22 protein-coding genes, 1 pseudogene and 1 other annotated feature are annotated in these 25,556 nt (G+C 33.2%); of the genes and pseudogenes, 21 read left to right on the top strand and 2 right to left on the bottom strand.

The window, feature by feature from the left end:
- Positions 1–14: 14 nt before the first annotated feature.
- The 5 genes from Q326_RS0106320 to rapZ all read left to right on the top strand — a co-directional run bounded on the left by Q326_RS0106320 (position 15) and on the right by rapZ (position 7,118).
- Entirely contained in the window at positions 15–749 is a 735-nt protein-coding gene (locus tag Q326_RS0106320; protein ID WP_026894604.1) for a phosphatase, read from the top strand.
- Between the two features lie 132 nt (positions 750–881).
- A complete protein-coding gene (gene nifJ, locus Q326_RS0106315; protein WP_026894603.1) occupies positions 882–4,415 on the top strand; it encodes a pyruvate:ferredoxin (flavodoxin) oxidoreductase in 3,534 nt (1,177 codons plus the stop codon).
- 141 nt (positions 4,416–4,556) lie between these two features.
- The gene (murB, locus tag Q326_RS0106310; RefSeq protein ID WP_026894602.1) at positions 4,557–5,471 is read left to right on the top strand and encodes a UDP-N-acetylmuramate dehydrogenase; all 915 of its coding nucleotides are present in this window, start codon (positions 4,557–4,559) and stop codon (positions 5,469–5,471) included.
- Positions 5,472–5,494: 23 nt separating this feature from the next.
- The gene (locus Q326_RS0106305; RefSeq protein WP_026894601.1) at positions 5,495–6,226 is read left to right on the top strand and encodes a PHP domain-containing protein; all 732 of its coding nucleotides are present in this window, start codon (positions 5,495–5,497) and stop codon (positions 6,224–6,226) included.
- Positions 6,227–6,254: 28 nt separating this feature from the next.
- Positions 6,255–7,118 carry an RNase adapter RapZ gene (rapZ, locus tag Q326_RS0106300; protein WP_026894600.1) on the top strand — a complete coding sequence of 288 codons (864 nt, stop codon included), beginning with the start codon at positions 6,255–6,257 and terminating at the stop codon, positions 7,116–7,118.
- Between the two features lie 84 nt (positions 7,119–7,202).
- Here rapZ and Q326_RS0106295 read toward each other — a convergent pair whose 3' ends face one another.
- Entirely contained in the window at positions 7,203–7,724 is a 522-nt protein-coding gene (locus Q326_RS0106295; RefSeq protein WP_026894599.1) for a tryptophan transporter, read from the bottom strand.
- A gap of 126 nt (positions 7,725–7,850) precedes the next feature.
- Positions 7,851–8,116, bottom strand: a binding site (T-box leader).
- A 231-nt stretch (positions 8,117–8,347) separates the two neighbouring features.
- On the opposite strand from Q326_RS0106295, the gene Q326_RS0106290 reads away from it, so the two are divergent.
- The 16 genes from Q326_RS0106290 to Q326_RS16880 all read left to right on the top strand — a co-directional run bounded on the left by Q326_RS0106290 (position 8,348) and on the right by Q326_RS16880 (position 25,255).
- On the top strand, positions 8,348–8,758 hold the full coding sequence (locus tag Q326_RS0106290) for an NUDIX hydrolase (RefSeq protein ID WP_026894598.1): 411 nt from the start codon (positions 8,348–8,350) through the stop codon (positions 8,756–8,758).
- Between the two features lie 39 nt (positions 8,759–8,797).
- Complete coding sequence (gene whiA / locus Q326_RS0106285; RefSeq protein ID WP_026894597.1) at positions 8,798–9,754, top strand: DNA-binding protein WhiA; 957 nt, start codon at positions 8,798–8,800, stop codon at positions 9,752–9,754.
- Complete coding sequence (locus Q326_RS0106280) at positions 9,754–10,020, top strand: HPr family phosphocarrier protein (protein WP_026894596.1); 267 nt, start codon at positions 9,754–9,756, stop codon at positions 10,018–10,020. Before whiA ends, Q326_RS0106280 begins: the two co-directional genes overlap by 1 nt.
- Positions 10,021–10,121: 101 nt before the next feature.
- Complete coding sequence (locus Q326_RS0106275) at positions 10,122–13,604, top strand: DNA polymerase III subunit alpha (protein ID WP_026894595.1); 3,483 nt, start codon at positions 10,122–10,124, stop codon at positions 13,602–13,604.
- Positions 13,605–13,672: 68 nt separating this feature from the next.
- Positions 13,673–13,864, top strand: a complete 192-nt coding sequence (locus Q326_RS0106270; RefSeq protein ID WP_026894594.1) for a hypothetical protein — start codon at positions 13,673–13,675, stop codon at positions 13,862–13,864.
- 103 nt (positions 13,865–13,967) lie between these two features.
- Positions 13,968–14,927 carry a 6-phosphofructokinase gene (gene pfkA / locus Q326_RS0106265; protein WP_026894593.1) on the top strand — a complete coding sequence of 320 codons (960 nt, stop codon included), beginning with the start codon at positions 13,968–13,970 and terminating at the stop codon, positions 14,925–14,927.
- 14 nt (positions 14,928–14,941) lie between these two features.
- The gene (gene pyk / locus Q326_RS0106260) at positions 14,942–16,699 is read left to right on the top strand and encodes a pyruvate kinase (protein ID WP_026894592.1); all 1,758 of its coding nucleotides are present in this window, start codon (positions 14,942–14,944) and stop codon (positions 16,697–16,699) included.
- A 223-nt stretch (positions 16,700–16,922) separates the two neighbouring features.
- Positions 16,923–18,089, top strand: a complete 1,167-nt coding sequence (locus tag Q326_RS0106255) for a quaternary amine ABC transporter ATP-binding protein (RefSeq protein ID WP_026894591.1) — start codon at positions 16,923–16,925, stop codon at positions 18,087–18,089.
- A 16-nt stretch (positions 18,090–18,105) separates the two neighbouring features.
- The gene (locus tag Q326_RS0106250) at positions 18,106–18,939 is read left to right on the top strand and encodes an ABC transporter permease (RefSeq protein ID WP_250160316.1); all 834 of its coding nucleotides are present in this window, start codon (positions 18,106–18,108) and stop codon (positions 18,937–18,939) included.
- Positions 18,940–19,027: 88 nt separating this feature from the next.
- Positions 19,028–19,849 (top strand): glycine betaine ABC transporter substrate-binding protein, encoded by an 822-nt coding sequence (locus tag Q326_RS0106245; RefSeq protein WP_245592065.1) that lies wholly within the window; start codon positions 19,028–19,030, stop codon positions 19,847–19,849.
- A gap of 125 nt (positions 19,850–19,974) precedes the next feature.
- Entirely contained in the window at positions 19,975–20,394 is a 420-nt protein-coding gene (locus tag Q326_RS0106240) for an acyl-CoA thioesterase (protein ID WP_026894588.1), read from the top strand.
- A gap of 13 nt (positions 20,395–20,407) precedes the next feature.
- Positions 20,408–20,800, top strand: a complete 393-nt coding sequence (locus Q326_RS0106235; RefSeq protein WP_026894587.1) for an FxsA family protein — start codon at positions 20,408–20,410, stop codon at positions 20,798–20,800.
- 16 nt (positions 20,801–20,816) lie between these two features.
- The gene (locus tag Q326_RS0106230) at positions 20,817–21,827 is read left to right on the top strand and encodes an aldo/keto reductase (RefSeq protein WP_026894586.1); all 1,011 of its coding nucleotides are present in this window, start codon (positions 20,817–20,819) and stop codon (positions 21,825–21,827) included.
- Between the two features lie 71 nt (positions 21,828–21,898).
- Positions 21,899–23,269, top strand: a complete 1,371-nt coding sequence (rlmD, locus tag Q326_RS0106225) for a 23S rRNA (uracil(1939)-C(5))-methyltransferase RlmD (RefSeq protein ID WP_026894585.1) — start codon at positions 21,899–21,901, stop codon at positions 23,267–23,269.
- A 398-nt stretch (positions 23,270–23,667) separates the two neighbouring features.
- Positions 23,668–23,892, top strand: a complete 225-nt coding sequence (locus Q326_RS0106220; RefSeq protein ID WP_026894584.1) for a hypothetical protein — start codon at positions 23,668–23,670, stop codon at positions 23,890–23,892.
- Positions 23,885–25,255, top strand: a complete 1,371-nt coding sequence (locus Q326_RS16880; protein WP_250160315.1) for a type I restriction-modification system subunit M — start codon at positions 23,885–23,887, stop codon at positions 25,253–25,255. Before Q326_RS0106220 ends, Q326_RS16880 begins: the two co-directional genes overlap by 8 nt.
- Here the strand turns inward: Q326_RS16880 and Q326_RS16875 are convergent.
- Positions 25,250–25,556 (bottom strand): annotated as a pseudogene (locus Q326_RS16875) (IS3-like element ISAzo10 family transposase); the annotation flags it as partial. The gene Q326_RS16880 and the pseudogene Q326_RS16875 overlap by 6 nt on opposite strands.

The raw sequence follows: 25,556 nt of genomic DNA, 5'->3' as shown, positions 1-25,556 counted from the left end.
AAGGAGGCTTTTTTATGATGTATTTAATGGATATACATTGTCATACAATAGCTAGTGGTCATGCATATAGTACTGTCAGTGAAGTGATTCATGAGGCCAGTAACAAGGGCTTATCTATAGTAGCATTGACTGATCATGGACCAGAGATGCCTGGTGGTCCTCATATGTTTTATATAGCCAATCAGCGAGTAATTCCTAAAAAAGTGATGGGGGTTCACGTATTAAAAGGAGTGGAGGCAAATATAATGGACTTTGAAGGTGCATTAGATGTGCCAGATAGGGTATTGAAAAATCTAGATTTAGTAATAGCATCATTACATGACAAATGTATAGAACCTGGACATAGGGACGAAAATACAGCGGCTATTATAGGTGCTATAGAAAATCCTTTAGTGGATATTATAGGACATTCGGGGAATCCTGTTTTTCCTATCCATAAGGAGGAAATGGTATTGGCTGCAAAAAAGAACAACACATTGATAGAGATAAATAATAGCTCGTTAGGAGTCACTAGAAAGGGAAGTCTTGTTAATTGCATAGAGATAGCTAAGTTATGTAAGAAATATAAGGTGCCCGTGGTTATGGGGAGTGATGCCCATATAGCATATGATGTAGGTAATTTTGACAAAGTTGTAGAAATATTTAAAGATATAGATATGCCAAGGGATCTGATAATGAATCTATGGCCTGAAAAATTCATGAAATATTTGGAGAACAAAGGCAAGAAAAGGTTTGAGTCAAATATCTAAAAAATCAGCAATTTCAAATTTTTTTGAAATCTGTCTAAAAACTTGTAAATTGTTGACTTTATGGACACAGTTTATTATACTAGAGTTGTGTGTAGATAGAGTTTTGAACAAATTTTGCAAGGGGGTAATATAATGGCAAAAGTTATGAAAACTATGGATGGTAATACAGCTGCTGCATATGTTTCTTATGCATTTACTGATGTGGCTGCAATATACCCTATAACACCATCATCACCAATGGCTGAGCATGTTGATGAATGGGCTGCCCATGGTAAGAAAAACATCTTTGGTCAACCAGTACGTGTTACTGAATTACAATCAGAGGCTGGTGCATCAGGAGCAGTACACGGTTCATTAACAGCAGGAGCATTAACTACAACATTTACAGCATCACAGGGATTATTATTAATGGTTCCTAATATGTATAAAATTGCAGGAGAGCTTTTACCAGGAGTATTCCATGTAAGTGCCCGTGCGGTTGCAACCCATGCACTTTCAATATTTGGAGATCATTCGGATGTAATGGCTACTAGACAAACTGGATTTGCACTTTTAGCTTCAAGTAGTGTACAAGAAGTGGCAGACCTTGCTGGAATTGCTCATTTAGCAGCAATAAAGACAAGCGTTCCTTTTGTACATTTCTTTGATGGATTTAGAACTTCTCATGAAATCCAAAAAGTAGAGTTAATAGACTATGAAGAATATGCTAAACTGACTGATTTTGAAGCAGTTAATGCATTTAGAAATAAGGCATTAAATCCAGAGCATCCATATACAAAAGGTACAGCTCAAAACCCTGATATATTCTTCCAAGCAAGAGAAGCATGTAATAAATATTATGATGTTATACCAGATGTGGTAGCAGAATATATGAAAGAAATAACTAAGATAACTGGAAGAAAATATATGCCATTTAAATATTATGGTGCAGAAGATGCAGAAAGAATTATTATAGCTATGGGATCAGTTACTGAGACTATCGAAGAAACAGTAGACTATTTAGTAGCTAAGGGAGAAAAGGTAGGAGCAATAGTAGTACATCTATATAGACCTTTCTCTGAAAAATATTTCTTTGATGCATTACCAAAGACAGTTAAAAAGATAGCTGTTTTAGATAGAACTAAAGAGCCTGGAGCAATTGGAGAGCCATTGTATTTAGATATAAAAGCATTATTTTACAATAAGGAAAATGCTCCATTAATAGTTGGAGGAAGATATGGATTAGGTTCAAAAGATACTACTCCTTCAGATATTAAAGCAGTGTTTGATAATTTGAATGCAGAAGAACCAAAAGATAGATTTACTGTAAGCATCGTTGATGATGTTACATTTACTTCATTAGAAGTTAAAGAAAAGATAAATACAGCACCAAAAGGAACTATCGCTTGTAAATTCTGGGGATTAGGTTCAGATGGTACTGTTGGAGCTAATAAAAACGCTATCAAAATTATCGGAGACAATACAGATATGTATGCTCAAGGATATTTTGCATATGATAGTAAAAAATCAGGTGGAGTTACAATTTCTCACTTGAGATTTGGTGACGAACCTATAAAGTCTACTTACTTAATTAATGAAGCGGACTTTATTTCATGTTCAAAACAAGCATATGTGAACCAATATGATTTATTGAAAGGCCTTAAAGATGGAGGAACTTTCCTATTAAATACATTATGGTCACCAGAAGAATTAGAAGAAAAATTACCTGCTAATATCAAGAAATATATAGCTGATCATAATATTAACTTCTATATTATAAATGCTACTAAGATAGCATCTGAAATAGGATTAGGTAATAGGACAAATATGATTATGCAATCAGCATTCTTTAAATTAGCTGAGGTAATTGATATAGATGACGCACTTAAGTACCTTAAAGAAGCTATTGTTAAATCTTATGGTAAGAAAGGTGAAAAGATAGTTAATATGAATAAAGAAGCTGTTGATAAAGGTATAGATTCTCTAGTTAAGATAGATGTACCTAGCTCATGGGCGAAAGCTGAAGAAGCTAATGAAGCTGCTGCAACAAAAGAAGTGCCAGATTTCATTAAAAATGTATTAGAGCCTATGAATAAACAAGAGGGAGATAATCTACCCGTAAGTACATTTGTTGGTGCAGAAGATGGATCATTCCCACATGGAACTGCTGCATATGAAAAGAGAGGTATAGCAGTAAATGTACCAGAATGGGCAAAAGATAAATGTATCCAATGTAACCAATGTTCATTTGTATGTCCACATGCAGCTATAAGACCTATATTAGTTGATGAAGATGAAGCTAAGAAGGCACCAGAAGGATTTGAAACTAAACCTGCAACTGGTAAGGGATTTGAAGGACTACAATATAAGATACAGGTAAGTGCATTGGATTGTACAGGATGTGGAAACTGTGCAGATATTTGCCCAGTTAATGCCCTTGAAATGAAACCTCTTGATACTCAAGTTGAAAAAGAAGTTCCAAATTGGGACTATGCTATGAGTGTAAAGGTAAAAGATGATTTAATGACAGCAGAAAATGTTAAAGGTAGTCAATTTAAACAACCATTACTTGAGTTCTCAGGAGCTTGTGCAGGATGTGGTGAAACACCATATGCTAAACTTGTAACTCAATTATTTGGAGATAGAATGGTTATAGCTAATGCTACTGGATGTTCTTCAATCTGGGGTGGTTCAGCTCCTTCAACTCCATATTGCAAAAATGCAGAAGGCAAAGGACCTGCTTGGGCTAACTCATTATTTGAAGACAATGCTGAGTATGGATATGGTATGGCAGTGGCAATTAGACAAATAAGAGAAGGAATAGCTGAATTAGTAAAAGAATTAATCAGCTTAGATATAAAAGAAGATGTAAAAGCACCATTTAAAGAGTGGTTAGAAGGCATGGATGATGCTAAAGCATCTAAAGCAGCTACACTTAAAGTATTACCTGTATTAGATAAGAAAGATGTAGACGATGCTAGAGCCAAAGAAATTCTTGCAGATATTGAAGCTAAGAAAGATTATCTAATCAAGAAATCTGTATGGATATTTGGTGGAGACGGCTGGGCTTATGATATAGGTTATGGTGGATTAGATCACGTATTGGCATCTGGAGAAGATGTAAATGTATTTGTATTTGATACTGAAGTTTATTCAAATACTGGTGGTCAATCATCTAAGGCTACTCCTACTGCTGCTGTTGCTAAGTTTGCTGCTTCAGGTAAAAAGGTTAAGAAGAAAGACCTTGGTATGATAGCAACAACTTATGGTTATGTATATGTAGCACAAGTAGCTATGGGATACAACAAAAATCAATTAGTTAAGGCAGTAGTTGAAGCAGAGAAATATGATGGACCTTCACTAATCATTGCCTATGCTCCATGTATTAACCATGGTATAAAAGCTGGTATGGGTAAAACACAAGAGCAAGAAAAGAAAGCTGTAGAAGCTGGATATTGGCATCTATATAGATATAATCCACTACTTAAAGAAGAAGGAAAGAATCCATTCACATTAGATTCTAAAGAACCAACAGCATCCTTCAAGGAATTCTTAAATAGTGAGGTTAGATATACATCCCTTATAAAAACATTCCCTGAATTGGCAGATGAATTGTTTACTAAGGCAGAAGAAGATGCTAAAGAAAGATATGGAAACTATAAGAGAATGGCTGAAATGGAATATTAATATAAGAAAAGCAGCGAAATTTATTTCGCTGCTTTTTATTTTGCCTATATCTTGTATAAATATATTAAAACCGATATACTTTTAATATATTATGAATAAAAATATAATGGATTATAAAAATAGATACTAGAGGTGAAAATATTGAACAAAGATAAGGTGTATGACACTATATTTAAAACTTTAGGAGAAGATAGGGTATTAAGTAATGAGCCTATGAAGAGACATACATATTTTAAAATAGGAGGACCTGCTGATATCTTGGTATTGCCGAAGACTGTTGATGAAATAATATTTATTTTGGATATATGCAAAGAAAATGGTATAGACTATTTTATTATGGGAAATGGAACAAATTTATTAGTAACAGATAAAGGTATAAGGGGAATAGTTGTAAAAATTGGGGAAAACTTTAATGATATAAAGATCAATGGAAATAAAATTGTGGCACAAGGGGGCAGTTTATTGTCACAAATATCTAAAATAGCCTTGAATCATGGGTTAACTGGAATGGAATTTGCCAGTGGTATTCCAGGGTCTATTGGTGGAGCTGTGACTATGAATGCTGGGGCATATGGACCAGAAATGAAGGATATAGTAACCAAAGTAAAATGTATAGATAGTAGAGGAAGAATTAAGACTTATTCAAATGAAGATATGGAATTTGGGTATAGATATAGTAGAGTTGTAAAAGATAATCTTATAGTTGTAGAAGTTGAAATGGAATTAAATAAAGGTGAATATGGTCTTATAAAGGTACAGATGGATGATTTAACTAAAAAAAGAACTAGCAAACAACCATTAAATATGCCCAGTGCTGGAAGTACATTTAAAAGACCTGAAGGAGATTATGCCAGTAGATTGATAGATGCCGCAGGACTTAAGGGAGTTAGGTTTGGGGATGCCCAGGTATCAGATAAACATTGTGGATTTGTAGTGAATTGTGGAAATGCAACTGCTGAAGATGTACTGAGATTAATTAAATTTGTACAGAAGACCATAAAAGATAAATTTGATATAAAATTAGAACCAGAAATAAAGATAATAGGAGAAAGGTAGTAAAGGGGAAGGAGAAAGATTGTATGAAAATATTTGCCGATTATCATACCCATACTATATATAGTCATGGAAAGGGAACCATAAGGGAAAATGTTGAAAAGGCGATTAGTATAGGTCTTGAAGAGATAGCAATAACTGATCATGGTCCTAGACATATCGGGTATGGTGTTAAACGAAAGAATTTCAGTGTTATGAGAAAAGAAATAGATGAATTAAATAGAGAATTTAAAGATATAAATATATTATTGGGAGTAGAGGCCAATGTGGTTGGATATGATGGAACTTTAGACATAGACGATGACATAAAAAAATATCTAGACATTCTATTAGTAGGATTTCACTTTGGAGCTCTTCCTCAATCTATTAAAGATGGATATAAGATTTTTGGATTAAACTATATGGGAAAGATGTTTAAGAAGAAGGCAGAAAAGGCCCGATATTTGAATACTCAAGCATTAATAAATGCTATGAATAGGTATAAAATAGATATCATAACTCATCCTGGAGCTAAGGTAGATATAGACTCTAGAATGTTGGCAAAGGCAGCAGCCAAAAGGGGAACTAAATTAGAAATAAATGCTAGTCATGGGCATCTAACTGTGGAATATATAAAAATAGCAATGCAGGAAGATGTGGAGTTTGTTATAGATAGTGATGCCCATACTCCTGAAGATGTAGGAAATGTCATGAAGGGAATAGAGAGGGCTAAAGAGGCAGGACTAACTGCTGAAAGAATAATAAATGCAAAAGACTAAATAGTGACAATGAAAGGGGAATAATAATATGGAATTTGTAATTGTTACTGGACTATCGGGAGCTGGTAAAAGTCAAGCTATAAAGGTAATGGAAGACATAGGGTTCTATTGTATGGACAACCTGCCACCTTCACTATTACCGAAATTCACAGAACTTTGCTATCAGTCTAAGGGTAGGATTGAAAAGGTAGCCCTTGTTGTAGACATAAGGGGAGGGAAGTTTTTCGATGACCTGTTTGAAAGTTTGGATATATTAAAAGAGCGGGGCTATAAATATACCATATTATTTTTAGAGGCATCAGATGATACTTTAATAAAGAGATATAAGGAACTTAGGAGACCTCATCCTTTGACTCCAGACGGTAGGATAATTGATGGTATAAAAAAAGAACGGGAAATATTAAGTGAAGTAAAGAAAAAATCAGATAATATAATAGACACATCTAATTTTACTATATGGATGCTAAAGGAAGAAATTCAAAAGATATTTTTAGAGGGAAAGAAACCCGATAATTTCACCATATCAGTATTATCCTTTGGTTTTAAATATGGTATACCCTTAGATGCAGATTTGGTATTTGATGTCCGATTTCTTCCAAATCCCCACTATATAGATGAATTAAGAGACTTTACTGGAAATGATAGAAATGTAAGGGACTATGTGATGAGTTGGGATCAGACTAGGATATTTGCTCAAAAGCTCAAAGATATGATAGATTTTTTAATTCCCTATTATGTAAAAGAAGGAAAAAGCCAATTGGTAATAGCTATGGGATGTACAGGTGGAAAGCATAGATCTGTAACTTTGGCAAATTTATTACATGAACATTTGAGACAAAGAGGTCTAAGATCAGTAGTAAATCATAGAGATGCAGGCAAGATAAAGGAATAAATATAGTTCGTAGTTTGTAGCATGTAGTTCGTAGTCTATACTAAAAATCCCACGAACTACCGGCTACATACTACAAACTATATTTTATTGTTCAATAAATTTCACGCCTGAAACCTTCAATGTTGATTTTACGGCATTGTATACTATAAGGGTTATAAATATATTTGTTATTGATGTGGGAATTACTATACCCACAAACAATGCCAAGAAAGGAGCAGGAAGGCCTACTAAAAATAGTGCAGTTCCTAAAAATACAGAACCACTTACAATAGTACCAATAAAAGATATGATTCCCACAGATATTTGATTGAATTTAACCTTTTCTGCAATTAAAACTAATAGATAAATGACTAAGCAAGTAATAATTTTGTCTACGATATTTGCTATTTGACCTCCTGGAAATGCAGTTGTTAATGCAGTAATTATACCTCCTAATAATGCAGTAAGGATTACATTTTTAAACTCTCGATTTATAAATATGGAGACAAATATAAAGGCTAACATCAGATCAAATTTCATACTACCTATGGCACCTGGCATAACTTGATGCAATATAAATCCTATAGCTAACAATAATGCGGTTAATATATTTTTTCTTAAATCCATCTAAATCTCTCCTTTTAATAAATTAGTGTAAATAACATTTTAAAAATAATATATTTTTTTATTTGAAGTTCATATCATTATTATCACCTCGCAAAATTTAACAAAACAAAAAGCCCTCCATCCCCATAAAGGGACGAAAGGCTATTTTTTCCGCGGTACCACCCAAATTAGATAGTATGTAATACTATCTCGCTTAAATCAGATACGGAGCATATAATGAACTCGATATCTTATTTCTATAATGGGAAATCCCATCCATAGCTACTTAACAAATCAGTGTTCACTAGGATTCTCCCAGGTCCATTCAACAGTTACCTAATATCGACCTTCCACTATCGCCGACTCGCTATAATGTTAGCAATCTGTTTACTATTCCTGTTCAAAGAATTTGTATATATATTTTAAATAATATTAACATAGTAAAAATATAATGTCAATAATATTTTGAAAAAATAATAATTATTGAATTGATAGTGAAGACATGATATTATTCATTACAATGAGTAAAAACTATGATATAATAATAGAGTATATATTTTTGTATATAATTATTGTAATTTAGATAGGTGGTATAATAAAATCTGGATATATGTCATACATAATATAAACAGGAGATGTATATTGTGAAAAGGGAAATAAGTGCCGGTGGAGTTGTGGTATTTGGAAATGCCATCTTACTACTTAAAAAATACAATGGTGATTGGGTACTACCTAAGGGAAAGGTAGAACAGGGCGAAAAGTTGAATGAAACTGCCATAAGAGAAGTTTTTGAAGAAAGTAATGTAAAAGGGAAAATACTGAAATATTTAGGATATATTAGATATAGTTTTACTAATAGTAGATGTGAAAAAACAGAAATAGTCAATAAAACTGTCCATTGGTTTCTTATGGTTACTAGAAATATGAATTGTACACCTCAAAGGCAGGAGGGTTTTGTTGATGCAAGATTTGTCCATATGGATAGAGCTATAAAGGTAGCTAGATATGAGGATGAAAGAAGTATTATTATGAAGGCTATAAGTGAGTTTATATAATTTAGTATTTATAAGAGTTGAAAGTGGGAGTAGATATATATGTCTTTTTCTTCTAAAACAAAGAATGAACTTTCAAGACTTGAGATTGAAAACTATTGCTGTGCCATAGCAGAGATATCAGCCCTCATAAGAATGAGTGGTACTATACAGTTTAACGGCATGGGGAATATATCTTTGAAATTTGTGACTGAAAACGCTGCCATAGCTAGAAGGATATTTCTGATATTAAAAAAGATATATGATATGAAGATTGAAGTTATGGTGAGAAGGAATAAACAGCTCAAGAAGAATAATAGTTATCTTATGATTGTGGATGATTCTGAGGATGCAAAAAAGATTTTGACAGAAACCGAAGTATTTAACGAAGATGAGCCGTTTAAATTTAATACAGAAGTGCCCCAGAATTTAGTCAACAATAGATGCTGTAAAAGGGCATATATACGGGGAGCTTTTCTAGGAGGAGGTTCCATAAGTGACCCAGAAAAGACCTATCATTTGGAATTTGTAAATCATAGTGAAGAGCATAGTAAGGGTCTTTGTGATATAATAAATTCGTTTGGATTAAATGCTAAGATTGTATTAAGAAAGGACAACTATATAGTATATCTTAAAGAAGGAGAACAAATAGTAGATATACTCAATATAATTGGTGCCCATAATGCCTTGTTGAAGCTTGAAGACATAAGGGTATTGAAAGATGTTAGGAATAATATAAATCGCATAGTTAATTGTGAGACAGCAAATCTGAGTAAGACTATAAATGCATCTATTAGACAAATAAATAACATAGAGTATATAGATAAACATATTGGAATAAATAATCTTCCAGAAAATCTTATAGAAATTGCAAAACTTAGGCTTGATCATAGGGAAGCAAGTTTAAAAGAATTGGGAAAAATGTTAAATCCTCCCATAGGTAAATCAGGTGTAAATCATAGATTAAGAAAGCTTGAAGAGATAGCCGAAGACTTAAAAATGAAAAGAGGTGAAGTTTAATGAAATGTGAATCCATTGTTGTAAAGAATAAAATAGGGCTTCATGCTAGGCCAGCAGCGCTATTTGTGCAGACAGCAACTAGGTTTTTAGCAGATATTTATATCAAAAAAGAAGGTAGAGAAGTAAATGCCAAGAGTATAATGGGGGTTATGGCATTGGGTGTCTCTCAAGGTGACGAAATAGAATTAATAGCTAAAGGGGAAGATGAAGCAGAAGCAATAAATGCATTGATAGAACTTCTGCAAAGTGGATTAGATGAAGAATAGATATTATCTATACTAAAGATGATATATGGATTTGTATTTGATATAATAAGGATGGTGGTAATCACTGTCCTTTAAATTTTTAAATGAGGAGTAGATTTTTTATGAGTGAATTTGTTCATCTGCATGTCCATACTGAATATAGTTTGTTAGATGGCTCAGCCAGAGTTTCAAAACTTCTTGATAGAGTAAAGGAATTGGGGATGGATAGTATAGCCATAACTGATCATGGTGTGATGTATGGCGTAGTTAACTTTTATAAGAATGCTATAAAAAAGGGAATAAAACCTATATTAGGATGTGAAGTTTATACATCTAAAGGTGCATATACAGAAAAAGACCCTCAAAGAGATAAAAACCAATATCATTTGGTTTTGTTAGCAGAAAATAATGAGGGATATAATAATTTGATGAATATTGTTTCTGAGGGCTTTGTAAATGGTTTCTATTATAAGCCGAGGGTAGATAGTAGTGTATTAAGGAAATATAGTAAAGGGGTAATAGCCCTTAGTGCTTGCCTGGGTGGAGAAATACAGAATCATATATTAAACAATAATTATGAAAAGGCCATAGAGAGGGCAAAGGAATATAATGAAATATTTGGACAAGATAATTTTTATTTAGAGTTACAAGACCATAATATGAAGGAACAGAAATATGTAAATCAAAAGTTGATATCTATGAGTAAAGAATTAAATATACCTTTAGTAGCAACTAATGATGTACATTATATAGATAGAGATGATGCCAGGGTACATGATGTATTATTATGCATTCAGACTGGAAAAACTGTAGACGACGAACAGAGAATGAGGTTTCCTTCTGATGAGTTTTATCTTAAATCTCCAGAGGAAATGAGTGCATTATTTCCCAATGTTAAAGAGGCTATAAGTAATACGGTGAAAATAGCAGAGAGATGTAATGTGGACTTAGATTTTGATACATTACATTTACCTGAATATAAAGTACCCCAGGGATATACAAATGTGGAGTACTTTAGAAAATTATGCTATGATGGATTGAAAAAGAGATATGATCATATAACAGAAGAAATAGAGAATAGATTAGAATATGAGATGAAGACCATAGAAGATATGGGATATGTAGACTATTTTCTCATCGTTTGGGACTTTATAAAATTTGCCAAGGACAATGGAATCATGGTTGGACCAGGTAGAGGTTCAGCAGCAGGAAGTATAGTATCTTATACATTAGGAATTATAGATATAGACCCTATAAAATACAATCTGATATTTGAACGTTTTTTAAATCCTGAAAGGGTGACTATGCCAGATATAGATATAGATTTTTGCTACGAAAGAAGAGAAGAGGTTATAGATTACGTTGTTAAAAAATACGGTAGTGATAAAGTGGCACAGATAGTAACCTTTGGTACCATGGCTGCTCGTGGGGCAATAAGGGATGTAGGAAGAGCCCTTAATATGTCCTATGGAGAAGTTGACTATATAGCCAAGCAAATCCCGATGGAATTGGGGATGACCATAGAAAAGGCATTGAATGTAAATCGAAAATTAAAGGAATCCTATGATAATGATATAAAGGTTAAGAAGCTAATAGATATTGCACTATCTGTAGAGGGTTTGCCAAGGCATACATCTACCCATGCAGCAGGGGTAGTTATATCTAAATTGCCAATAACAGAATATGTACCACTGGGTAGAAATAATGATGCAGTAATCACCCAATTTACTATGACTGAATTGGAAGAATTGGGACTTTTGAAGATGGACTTTTTAGGACTCAGGAACCTTACTGTTATAAGGGATGCAAAACATCTTATAGAATATAATCATGATGTAGAGATATCTTTTGAAAATTCTCAGTATGATGATCCCAATATTTATAAGATGTTTGCTGAAGGGAATACTTTAGGTGTATTTCAGTTTGAAAGTGCTGGTATGAGACAGTTTTTAAAAGAACTAAAACCCACAGGGTTTGAAAATATAGTTGCTGCAAATTCACTTTTTAGACCAGGTCCTATGAGACAGATTCCAACATATATATCAAATAAAAATAATCCTGAGAATATTCAATATATACATTCTACACTAAAACCCATATTAGGTGTAACCTATGGTTGTATGGTATATCAAGAGCAGGTTATGCAAATAGTAAGGGATATCGGTGGCTTTTCCATGGGAAGATCAGATTTAGTTAGAAGGGCCATGGGAAAGAAAAAGATGGATGTAATGGAACAAGAGAGAAAACACTTTATATATGGTAAAAAGGATGAAAAAGGCAATCAAGAAATAATTGGTGCTATAAATAACGGAGTAGATGAAAAGATAGCAAATAAAATTTATGACCAGATGATAGATTTTGCAAAATATGCCTTTAATAAATCCCATTCGGCAGCATATGCAGTATTGGCCTATGAGACAGCATGGCTTAAGTATTATTATCCTGTGGAGTTTATGGCGGCACTCTTAACCAGTGTAATGGGTAATACCACATCTATATCTCTATATATACAAGAATGTAAAAAGTTAGGCATAGAGATATTACCACCCGATATAAACGAGAGCTATGCCAAGTTTACAGTATCAGGTGATAAGATAAGATTTGGATTAGCGGCAGTTAAGAATGTGGGTATTGGTGCCATTGAAGCCATAGTAGATGCAAGAAATAAAGATGGAGAATTTAAGACGTTAACAGATTTTTGTCAGAGGGTAGATATAAGTAGCTTAAATAAGAGAATGGTTGAAAGCCTGATAAAATGTGGTGCCTTTGACTCATTAGATGGAAATAGAGCACAATATTTGGCCATATATGAAAGGGTGTTAGATGGCATCCATTATGATAGAAAGAAGAATATTGAAGGACAGTTTTCTATATTTGATACTATTAAACAAGAAGACAATAATCTAAAGGATGAAACTTTACCTAATATAGAAGAATTTCCTGAGAGGACATTATTATCTATGGAAAAGGAAATGACGGGGGTATATATAAGTGGACATCCATTGTCTCAGTATGCCAGTAAAATAGAAGAAATATCTACTATGAATAGCAGTGAAATATATGAGTTGAACAATAGTATTAATACAGGAGAAGGAGATATTGATACTATTTATAGGGATGGAAGTAAAGTCTATCTTGGTGGGATAATAATCGATGTCAAAGAGAAAATAACTAAGAATAACAATATGATGGCATTTGCTACTGTGGAGGACTTATATGGTAGTATTGAAATAATAATATTTCCTAAGGTATACGAGAGATATGGGAGATATATAAAAGAAGATAGTATAATAGTAATAGATGGAAGGCTTTCTATTAACGAAGAAGATGACCCTAAGATAATATGCGATAGGATATCACCTTTCTTTTCAGAGAAGAAGACCAAATTATATCTTAAAGTATCTCCTAAACATAGAGCAAATATATTTAATAACATAAAGGGGATATTGAGAAAATATTCTGGAGATACTCCAGTATATGTATATATGGAAAAAAATAAATCCACAGCTATGGCTGATAGAAGCTTATGGGTTAATGTGAAAGATGAAGAGCTTATAGAAAAATTATCAGAAATTTTAGGGGATAATTGTGTAAAAATATGTTAGTAAATTATTTTATGTGATATAATATTGCTATATTTAGTAGATATTTATAGGGACATGGGGGTAAATATATGTGGACTACAGTTCATATAGTTGATAGTAAAGAAGAAGCTGATGAAATTATGAGAAAACTACAGGCAGAAGGATTCTTGATAAAGACTGACATACTAGCTAGAGAAGGGGATTTGATTACTTATCAAATATTGGCCCCAGAGTTTGAGGCTGATGATATTCAGTCTGTAATATTAGAACTCAATCTATAATATGGCAATAAAAGTAATATTTTTAATGTATATAATAGTGGAAAACTTATTTTTAATGTTTGTGGGACACATAAGGTCCATCATGGCAAAAGGAGGCGGTATAATGAAAAATATTGGGGTATTGACCAGTGGTGGTGATGCGCCAGGGATGAATGCAGCCATAAGGGCAGTGGTAAGGTCAGCGATATATAATGGTCTTAATGTTTTTGGTATAAAGCATGGCTATAATGGTTTGATAAATGGAGACATAAAAGAGATGAACTTATCATCTGTAGCAGATATAATCCATAGGGGAGGTACCGTATTAAGAACAGCCCGCTGTGAAGAGTTCAAAACAGAAAAGGGATTACAAAAGGGTTTAAATGTAATAAATGTTTTTGGTATTGATGGCATAGTGGTAATAGGTGGAGATGGTTCATTTAAGGGAGCACAAAAGCTTGCCGATGCAGGTATCCCTACGATGGGAATACCTGGAACTATAGATAATGATTTGGGATATACCGACTATACTATTGGGTTTGATACTGCTATCAATACAGTATTGGACGCTATAAGTAAAATAAGGGATACATCTACATCTCATGGCAGAGCAAATATTGTTGAGGTGATGGGAAGACACTGTGGAGATATAGCATTGTATGCAGGATTAGCCGGTGGAGCTGAAAGTATAATAGTCCCAGAGGAAAAGATTAATACAGAACAGATATGTAAAAAGATACTCCAAGGAAGGAATAGAGGAAAACTCCATAGTATAATAGTGTTGGCGGAGGGTGTAGGAAATGCCTTTGAATTAGAGAAATCTATACAAGATAAGACCAATATAGAGACAAGGGTTACTGTATTGGGACATATTCAAAGAGGTGGAAGTCCCACTGCTTCAGATCGAATAATGGCTAGTAAGATGGGAGCTATGGCAGTGAGTTTATTACTAGATGATAAAGCAGGATTGGCAGTAGGTATAAAGGGTAATAAAATAATATCTGTAGATTTAAACGATGCTATTAATTCTAAAAATTATTTTGATAAGGACATGTATAAATTAGCTAAAATATTATCTATATGATGAGGAGGTATATAATGAAAAAGACAAAAATAGTATGTACACTGGGACCAGCTTCAGAGAAGAGAGAAGTATTAAAAGGCATGATTAAAAGTGGTTTAAATGTAGCTAGGCTTAATTTTTCCCATGGGAATCATGAAGAGCACAAGGTCAGGATAGATATGGTAAAGGCTTTGAGGGATGAATTGGAACTACCCATAGCAGTAATGTTAGATACTAAGGGACCAGAGATAAGGACAGGAAATTTTGAAGGTGGAGAAATAACTGTCGAAGATGGAGATACTATTACATTGACTACTAGAGATACTATGGGCAATAAAGATTTATGCCATGTTACATATAAGGGATTGGCTAAGGATGTCAATGTGGGGGATACCATACTTATAGATGACGGCTTAGTGGGATTAAAGGTAATAGATATAAAAGAAGATACAGATATAGTATGTACTGTTGAAAATGGCGGAGTGATAAAAAATAAAAAAGGTGTAAATGTGCCAGGTACAAAGATAAATCTTCCTGCCATCACTGAAAAAGATTTGGAGGATATAAAGTTTGGAATAGAAAATGATATAGATTTTATTGCGGCATCATTTATTAGAAAACCTTCAGATGTAATTGAAATAAGAAAAATTCTTGAAGAAAATAATGCAGATCATATACAGATAATATCTAAAATAGAGAATAGAGAAGGTGTAGAGAATATTGACTCCATACTCAAAGTGTCCGATGGAATAATGGTTGCCAGAGGAGATATGGGGGTTGAAGTGCCAGCAGAGGAAGTACCTCTTATACAAAAGATGATAATTAAGAAATGTAATAATATAGGTAAGCCAGTAATTACAGCTACTCAGATGTTAGACTCTATGATTAGAAACCCAAGACCTACTAGGGCAGAGGTTACAGATGTGGCAAATGCTATATTAGATGGTACTGATGCGATAATGTTGTCGGGAGAGACAGCAGCAGGTAAATATCCCATAGAAGCAGTTAAAACTATGCATAATATAGCAGAAAGAACGGAAGACTCTATGGATTATAAGGACATATTGGCATCTATAGTTAGACAAAATGATATAACTGTAACTAACGCTATAAGTCATGCTACTTGTGCTACAGCACAGGACTTAGGTGCAGCTGCCATAATTACAGCTACATCATCAGGATATACTGCCATGGCAGTATCTAAATTTAGACCTAAGGCACCTATAATAGCTGCTACTACAACAGAAAGGGTTATGAGACTATTGTCGTTGGCATGGGGAGTATATCCCATATTAGTAGACCAAACTAATTCTACAGATGAGATAGTAGATGTTTCCATAGATGGAGCTATGGAAAAGGGATATATAAAGAATGGTGATCTAGTAGTAATTACAGCTGGAGTACCAGTGGGAGTAGCAGGAAGTACAAATCTTTTAAAGGTACACATAGTAGGAGAGGTATTACTTAAGGGTACAGGAATAGGAAACAAATCAGCAGTAGGAAAGGTTTGTACAATTAAAAATGCCAGTGAAATAAATGAAAAATTTGAAACTGGTGATATATTAGTAACTATTAGTACAGATAAAGATATGGTAGATGCTATGCAAAGGGCATCAGCAATAATCACAGAAGAGGGAGGACTTACATCCCATGCAGCAGTAGTGGGATTAAGTATAGGTAAGCCAGTAATCGTTGGAGCAGCAAATGCCACAGAGGTACTTGCCCATGGAGGTATAGTTACTGTAGATGGTATTAGAGGACTAATATATAAAGGTAAAGCAAAGGTATTATAGGAAAGTGGCCACTGGTCACTTTTCTGTTTTTTATTTGCCACATACCTAAGTTTGACTATTTGTAACTTATATGATAGTTTTATAAATGGTTTTATATGTATGGTCTATTTTTAAATATATGTTTTAACAGATAATAAACACTTTAGGATGTAATTTATAATATTCTAAAGTGTTTTGTTTATATATATTAAATGAATTAAAAATAATTGGGAGGCTTTTTTAGATGGCAAAAATTAAAATGAAAAATGTTACTAAGGTATTTGGTGATGACCCTGAAGAGGGGCTCAAACTGTTGGACCAAGGATATTCCAAAGAGGAGATATTGAAAAAGAAGGGGCTGACGGTTGGAGTTAATAATGTGAGCTTTGATATTGAATCCAATGAGATATTTGTGATTATGGGTTTATCAGGCAGTGGAAAATCTACTTTGCTTAGATGCATAAATAGACTTATAAAACCAACATCAGGTGAAATATTGATAGGAGATACTGATATAACTAAATTAGATAAAAAACAGCTTAGAGATATAAGAAGGGAAAAATTTGGAATGGTTTTCCAAAACTTTGCACTGTTTCCCTTTAGAAATATATTAGAAAATACACAATTTGGACTGGAAGTATATGATATGTCTAAATCAGAAATGGAAGATAAATCAAAAAAGGCACTTAAAAAGGTAGGGTTAGAGGGATGGGGTGATAAATACCCAGATGAGTTAAGTGGAGGGATGCAACAGAGAGTGGGATTAGCCAGAGCCTTGGCAATTGAACCCGATATACTCTTGATGGATGAACCCTTTAGTGCATTGGATCCTCTTATAAAAAGGGATATGCAAGATCTATTATTGGAAATATATGACGAATTAGATAAAACTATTATATTTATAACCCATGACTTGGACGAGGCACTGAGATTAGGAGATAGGATAGCAATAATGAAAGACGGAGAGATAGTTCAATTGGGTACGGCAGAAGATATTTTGACTAATTCAAAAAATGAATATGTGGAAGAGTTTGTAAAAAATGTGAACAGGTCTCAAATATTAACTGCAGAAGATATAATGGTAAAACCATTGGAGCTGGCCTATGAAAAAGATGGTCCTAATACTGCAAAATATAAAATGAAACAGAATAAAATATCTAGTATTTTTGTAGTAGGTAAGAAAAGAAAACTTAAGGGGTTAGTTACAGTTGAAGGTATAAAAAGAGCCGTTGAAAATGGAGACAAGGATTTATTAAATGTTATGGAAGAAACTAAAGAGGTAAGCCCTGATACAACTATAAATCAGTTGTTTGACGATATATCACAAATGGATGTACCTATTCCAGTAGTTGAAGATGAAATTTTAAAGGGAATAATAGTAAAAGGTACAGTGCTTGCAAACTTATCATAATATGGAGGTGTTAGTTTTGAATACTATTCCTGTGGGAAAAGTCGTTGATAAATTCGTACAATGGTTACTTGAAAACTTTGGAACTGTATTTGATGGTATATCAAATATTATAGAAAATTTTATGGGGTGGACAGAAATAGGATTATTAACATTACCGCCACTTATCTTTACAATTATATTGGCTGGTATAGCATTATTACTGGCAAATAAAAAGGTTGCGTTATTTACATTTGGGAGTCTAGTATTTGTTTTTTATATAGGTATATGGATAAATTTTGTTCAGACCTTTGTTTTAGTTTTAATATCTGCAATATTGTCTTTATTAATAGGGCTGCCAATAGGTATACTTTGTAGTAAATCTAAAGTATTGAATCGTATAGTGGCACCAATTCTTGATTTTATGCAGACGATGCCTCCATTTGTATACCTTATACCAGCTGCAATACTGTTTGGAATAGGAGAAGTGCCAGGGGTGATTTCAACTATAGTATTTTCAATGCCTCCATCAATAAGGTTAACAAAATTAGGTTTAAAACAAGTACCTGATGACTTAATAGAGGCAGGGGATGCATTTGGATTAACTTCTATACAGATGTTATATAAAATTAAGCTTCCAATGGCATTTCCATCAATCATGGCAGGTATAAATCAAACTATAATGTTGTCTCTATCTATGGTGGTAATAGCATCAATGATTGGAGCAGAGGGATTAGGTAGCCAAGTATTAACAGGGATACAACAAATGGAAGTAGGAGTAGGATTTGAAGCAGGATTGGGAGTAGTTATAATGGCAATAATACTGGATAGAATAACAGGAAGTATAAAGATGGGTAGAGCTAAAAATAGTTAATTAATAGAGGTGATTTATTATCAATAAATTTATTAAAGTAATATCAATATTATTGTTGATAGTGTTAATATCAACAGGATGTGCAATGATGGAAAGTCCGATAAAATCCAATGAAAATAAAGAAACAAAAGGAACTGTTGAAATAGGATATGTCCAGTGGGCATCGGCTCAAGCATCTACCAATATAGTGAAGGTGGTATTGGAGGATATGGGATATGAAGTCAAGACTCCAATGCTTCAAACTGGAGTTATGTATCAATCTACAGCCAATGGAAAAATAGACGCATTTGTGTGCTCTTGGCTTCCAGACACCGATAGAAATTATTGGAAAAAATATGGTGATGATTTAGTAGAGTTAAACGACAATTATACATCGGCACAGATTGGACTAGTTGTTCCTGAATATGTTGAAATAGATAGTATAGAGGAGCTTAAAGATCATAAAGATGAATTTGAAGGAAGAATAGTGGGAATAGACCCAGGAGCTGCTCAGATGGTAGTAACAGAGAAAGAAGTTATGCCCCATTATGGGCTTGAAGATTGGAATCTTGAGGGAAGTAGTGGCCCTGCCATGACAACAGAATTGTCAAGATCAATAAATAATGGAGAATGGATTGTAGTAACAGGATGGAAACCCCATTGGAAATGGGCAAGTTGGGATCTAAAGTTTTTAGAAGATCCAGATCAAGTTATGGGGACAGGAGAATGTATTAAAAGTATGGGTAGGCCTAATATAAGAGAAGATTTACCAGAGGTTGCAGCGTTTTTGGAGAATTATAGAATAAATACTGAACAATTATCTTCTGTAATGTTAAAGATACAAAATGGCATGGACCCAGAAAAGGCAGCAAAGGAATTTGTAGAAAACAATAGAGAATTAGTTGAAAAATGGATACCTGAAGGAAAGTGATATAAGAAGTTAGTAGTTAGCTACTAACTTTTTTATTTATATATGGACTAAAAAAATATAGTTAAATTTGATATAATGAAATTTATAGAATTTAATTATTTTATTTCTAAAAAGGCGGGGTATAGATGATAAATGAGACAGTTATACGAGCAAGATACAGTGAAACAGATCAAATGGGTGTAATATATCATGCAAATTATTTTAATTGGTTTGAGATAGGAAGAACGTCATTTTTTAGACAGTTGGGAATGGATTATAAAGTTTTAGAGGATAATAATATATTATTGCCAGTAATTGATGTGGGGTGTAAATATATACTTTCGGCAAAATATGATGATGAGATAATTATCAGGACTGCTATTAAAAAATTGAAAGGTGTAAGGATAGGATTTAATTATCAGATAAAGAGAAAGAGAGACGATAAATTATTGGCAGAGGGATGGACAAATCATGCATTTGTAAATAAAGATTTGAAACCAATAAACTTTAAGAAGAAATTTAATGATGTGTGGAATAGATTAATGGAATCAATAGAAAAGGGTTGATAGGAGTGAAAACATGTTAGCAAGATTGATTATTTTATTTACTGCTATACCAATAGCAGAGCTCTATGTATTATTCAAATTAGCAGAAAAGACCAGTGCCTTAACTACTATAGCAATAGTGTTGTTGACAGGTGTTGTAGGTGCATATTTAGCAAAAAGTCAAGGAAGAGCAATATTAGATAGAATAAGGCTTGAACTGAACAGTGGAAGAATGCCTGGAAATGAATTGATTAATGGACTATGTGTATTGATTGGAGGGGCATTACTTTTAACTCCAGGTATAATAACAGATGTAATGGGTTTTAGCCTTGTAATACCAGCCACTAGGGAAGTGTTTAAACAATTATTGAGAGATAAGTTTAAAAGTATGTTAGAAAGAGGCAATATAAATATTTATCGCAAATAATGAGGGGGTCAAAATTATGGAAAAAAGAATATTAGGAAGAACTAATTTAGAAATATCAGCTATAGGATTTGGAGGTATACCTATACAAAAGGTAGATAAAGAAACAGCTATAGAACTGATAAAAAAGGCAAAAGAAGAGGGTATAAACTTTATAGATACTGCAAAGATATATGGAAGAAGTGAAGAGTTAATAGGATATGGAGTGGAAGAGACAGGAAGAGAAAACTGGATATTGGCAACAAAATCTCCTGAGAGAGACTATGATGCTATGAAGAAAGATATAGAGAGAAGTCTAGAATTAATGAAAACAGATTATATAGACTTATATCAATTGCATAATGTTAGAACAGATGATCAATATGATAAGGTTATGTCTGAAGATGGTGCATTGAAGGCATTAAAAGAGGCGCAAAAACAGGGAAAAATAAAACATATAGGGATTACTAGCCATGATCTAGGAATTATTGAGAGGGCATTGGATGATGATATATTCTCAACAATTCAATTTCCATACAACCCAGTAGAAACTCAAGCCAGTGAAATATTTGATAGGGCTCATAAAATGGATGTTGGAGTTATAGTTATGAAGCCTGTTGCTGGAGGGGCTATAAGAAATGTAGATTTATCATTGAGATTTATATTGGAAAATTCAAATATATCTGTAGTGATACCAGGTATGAATGAAGTGAAGCATATAGAGAGTAATGCTGCGATAGGGAATAATTATAAGCCGTTGACAGATGAAGAACGAGATATAATATTAGGAGAGGCAAAGGAATTGGGTACAGAATTCTGTAGAAGATGTGGATATTGTGCACCATGTCCTCAGGGTATAGATATTCCTGTTCAATTCATAGTAGAGGGATATTACACTAGATATGATCTAAAAGACTGGGCCAAGGAAAGGTATGCTACATTTGAGCATAAGGCAAATGAATGTGTAGAATGTGGAATATGTGAAACACGATGTCCTTATGATTTGCCTATAAGAAAGATGCTTAAGAGAGTCCATAAGAATTTAGGGTAGGAAGATATAGCTCTTAGTTTTTGGTTCTTAGTTCTTAGGGAGAATAAGTAAAGAAGGAGGAGATTATTGCCTTGGAAATACCTATTAAAAAAGATAACAGTTATGATATAGAAATAATAGACTTAAATCATTTAGGTAAAGGAGTAGGGAAAGTAGAAGGGTTTACTGTATTTGCTGAAGGTGGAATACCTGGAGATGTGGGAAAAGTTAAGATAAATAAGATAAAAAAGAATTTTGCATTGGGTAAAATGGAGGACATATATACCCCTTCATTAAACAGGATTACTCCCCCATGTCCAATAGCCCATATATGTGGAGGGTGTCAAATACAGGAATTAAAATATCAGCAGCAATTAAATATAAAGAAAAGACTAGTTGAAAATAATATACAGAAGATAGGTGGATTAGAGGATGTTAAAATACACGATGTAATAGGCATGGAATCTCCTTTTAGATATAGAAACAAGTCTCAATTACCAGTAGGAAAGAAGGATAATGATTTAGCTATAGGATTTTATAAGATGGGCACCCATGAAATAATAGATACAAAGGAATGCTTAATTCAACATGAGAATAGTGATAAAATCATAGAGATCGTTAGAAATTATATGAAAGATTATAATATAATGCCCTACAATGAAAGAACGGGAAAGGGCATTATTAGGCATATAGTATCCAGAGTATCATTTAGAACAGGGGATACTATGGTGGGTATAGTTACTAATAAAGAAAAAATACCCTATGAAAAGGCACTTATAGATAGTTTAGTGATGGAAGTACCTAATATAAAATCTATAGTGCAAAATATAAATACTAGAAAAACCAATGTTATCTTAGGTAATAAAAATAGATTATTATATGGTGAAGATACTATAGTAGACTATATAGAAAATCTGAAATTTAAGATATCACTAAAATCATTTTTACAAGTTAATCCCAAACAAACAGAAGTACTATACAAAAAGGCATTGGAGTACTGTGACTTAAATGGTGATGAAACAGTGTTTGACCTATATTCTGGAGCAGGAACTATCTCATTATTCTTAGCCCAAAGGGCAAAAATGGTATATGGCATAGAAATAGTAGAGCAAGCAGTAAAGGATGCCAAGGAAAATGCTAAGTTAAATAATATAGACAATGTACAATTTTATGCTGGAAAGTCGGAAGATATATTTCCTAAGCTCTATAATGATGGAGTAATAGCAGATGTAGTAGTGGTAGATCCACCTAGAAAAGGCTGTGATGAAAAGGTACTGGAGACTATTGTAGATATGAATCCCAAAAAGATAGTATATGTATCTTGCAACCCATCAACATTGGCTAGGGATTTAAAATATTTAGATGAAAGAGGATATAAAGCAGAAGAAATACAGCCAGTAGATATGTTTTCCCATACTATGCACGTTGAGACGGTAGTATTGCTGTCAAGGGTAGAGAAGTAAGAGTGTAGAAAAGTCTTGAAATAAGAGCTTTCCGTGATTTGAGACCTGGCTTTAAGCTGGGAGGATAATCACGGTTTTTATTTTTGTGCGAACTTATCTAAAACTCGAAAAGCGTGAGCCTGACGGAGAAAAATAACTTCAGTGCTTATGAGTTGATGAAATGGCTATCAAAAATGTGGTGAGTTGATAAGTTTACTAACTTAAAAACTGAAGTGAGTAAGGTTTAGTAATAGGATTTTAAGCATATTGAGAAGGTAACTATTAGTAAGCTTTGAAAATTCATTTTGTTTAAAAAATAATCTTATTTGTGCTGAAATATAAACCATAATGTGTTAAAATATAAAGGTGTATTTAAACCTTGAAACACATGAATACTTTGAAGGAAAGGGAGGGTAAATATGATTTTAAACAATATTGAAAAAGATATTAAATTGAAGTGTGTGGAAAATGATACTACTCAGATGGGGCTTGCAGAAAAAATTGGTAAGACAAGTCAGTACATAAATCGTATTGTGAAAAAGAATGATGGAGTGATAAATAAAACCTTCGTGGAGATGATGGAAGGTTTGGGCTATGACATTGAATTAATTTACGTGAAAAGAGAGGACGAAGAAAATGAATAAGCAGAAGCTGGCATCAACTATTTGGGAATCAGCAAATCAAATGAGATCAAAAATTGAAGCTAATGAATATAAGGATTTTATTCTTGGTTTTATTTTTTATAAATATTTATCCGAAAAAGAGCTTGCCTTTTTTAGAAAAGAAAAATTAACCAATGCAGATATTGAAAAAGTTACTGAGAACGATGTTAAGTACGCAACTTACGTAAGAGAAAACTTGGGATATTTTATTTCATATGAAAATCTATTTTCAACCTGGATTAAAAAAGGTAACGATTTTGACATATCAAATGTGAGGGATGCATTGTCTGCCTTTGATCGTAATATCGATGATGTATATAAGAAAGTATTTGAGAAAATTTTCAATACATTGCAGACGGGCTTATCTAAACTTGGAGAAACTTCACAAGCTCAAACAAAAGCTGTAAAGAGTCTTCTTAAATTAATTAAAAAAATTCCTATGGATGGAAAGCAAGATTATGATGTTCTTGGTTTTATTTATGAGTATTTAATAAGTATGTTTGCTGCCAATGCAGGTAAAAAAGCAGGAGAATTTTATACCCCTCATGAAGTTTCTGTTTTAATGTCTGAAATTATTGCAGAACATTTAAGAGATAAAAAACAAATTAAGATATATGACCCTACATCTGGATCAGGATCTTTATTGATAAATATTGGTAACTCCATTGCAAGATTCTTAGGAGAAAATAAGATAGATTATTATGCACAGGAACTTAAGGAAAATACTTATAACCTAACAAGAATGAACTTGGTCATGCGAGGGATTAGTCCTGCAAATATTAATGTAAGAAATGGTGATACATTAGAGGATGATTGGCCATTTTTCGAAGATAATGATAAAGATAAGACGTACAAATTGATACGTGTTGATGCTGTTGTTTCTAATCCTCCGTATTCACAAAAATGGGATCCGACTGATAAAGAGTTCGATCCAAGATATAAAAATTATGGTGTGGCACCAAAGGGCAAAGCAGACTATGCGTTTTTATTACATGATCTATATCACCTTGAAGATGATGGGATTATGACAATAGTTCTTCCACATGGTGTGTTATATAGGGGTGGAGATGAAGGTAAGATTAGAGAGAATCTTATAGAAAAGAACAACATAGATACTATCATCGGTTTGCCATCAAATATTTTCTTTGGCACAGGTATTCCTACTATCGTAATGGTGCTTAAAAGAAAACGCCCTACTTCAGATGTGTTGATTATAGATGCATCAAAAGGATTTGAGAAATCTGGGAAAAACAATATACTGAGAGCCTGTGACATAAAAAAAATTGCTGATACTATCAAGAGTAGAGAGCCGATAGAACGGTGTTTGTCAAGTAAGTTGTCATAGAACTTTTTTCTTAAGCTTCTCGTTTTTGTATAAATCATCGGTTGGATTAAGGCTTACTATTTCAACCTTATCCCAATTTCTTATACCTTTAGACCATCTATTAGGATTTTTTGATTTAGCATTTTTATAGACTTCTTTTCTATTTGCAAGTATTTCATCATCTAAACCATAATGTCTATCATGTGGAGTTACATACTTTATACCACTATGAAGGGATTCTTTATTATAAAAGTTTACAAATTCAAACACCCAGCTCCTAGCTTGCTCAATAGACTCAAAGCCTTTGGTTGGAAAATCTTTA

The sequence above is a fragment of the Clostridiisalibacter paucivorans DSM 22131 genome (assembly GCF_000620125.1).
GTDB lineage: Bacteria > Bacillota > Clostridia > Tissierellales > Clostridiisalibacteraceae > Clostridiisalibacter > Clostridiisalibacter paucivorans.
This window is presented reverse-complemented; position numbering and strand designations above follow the sequence as displayed.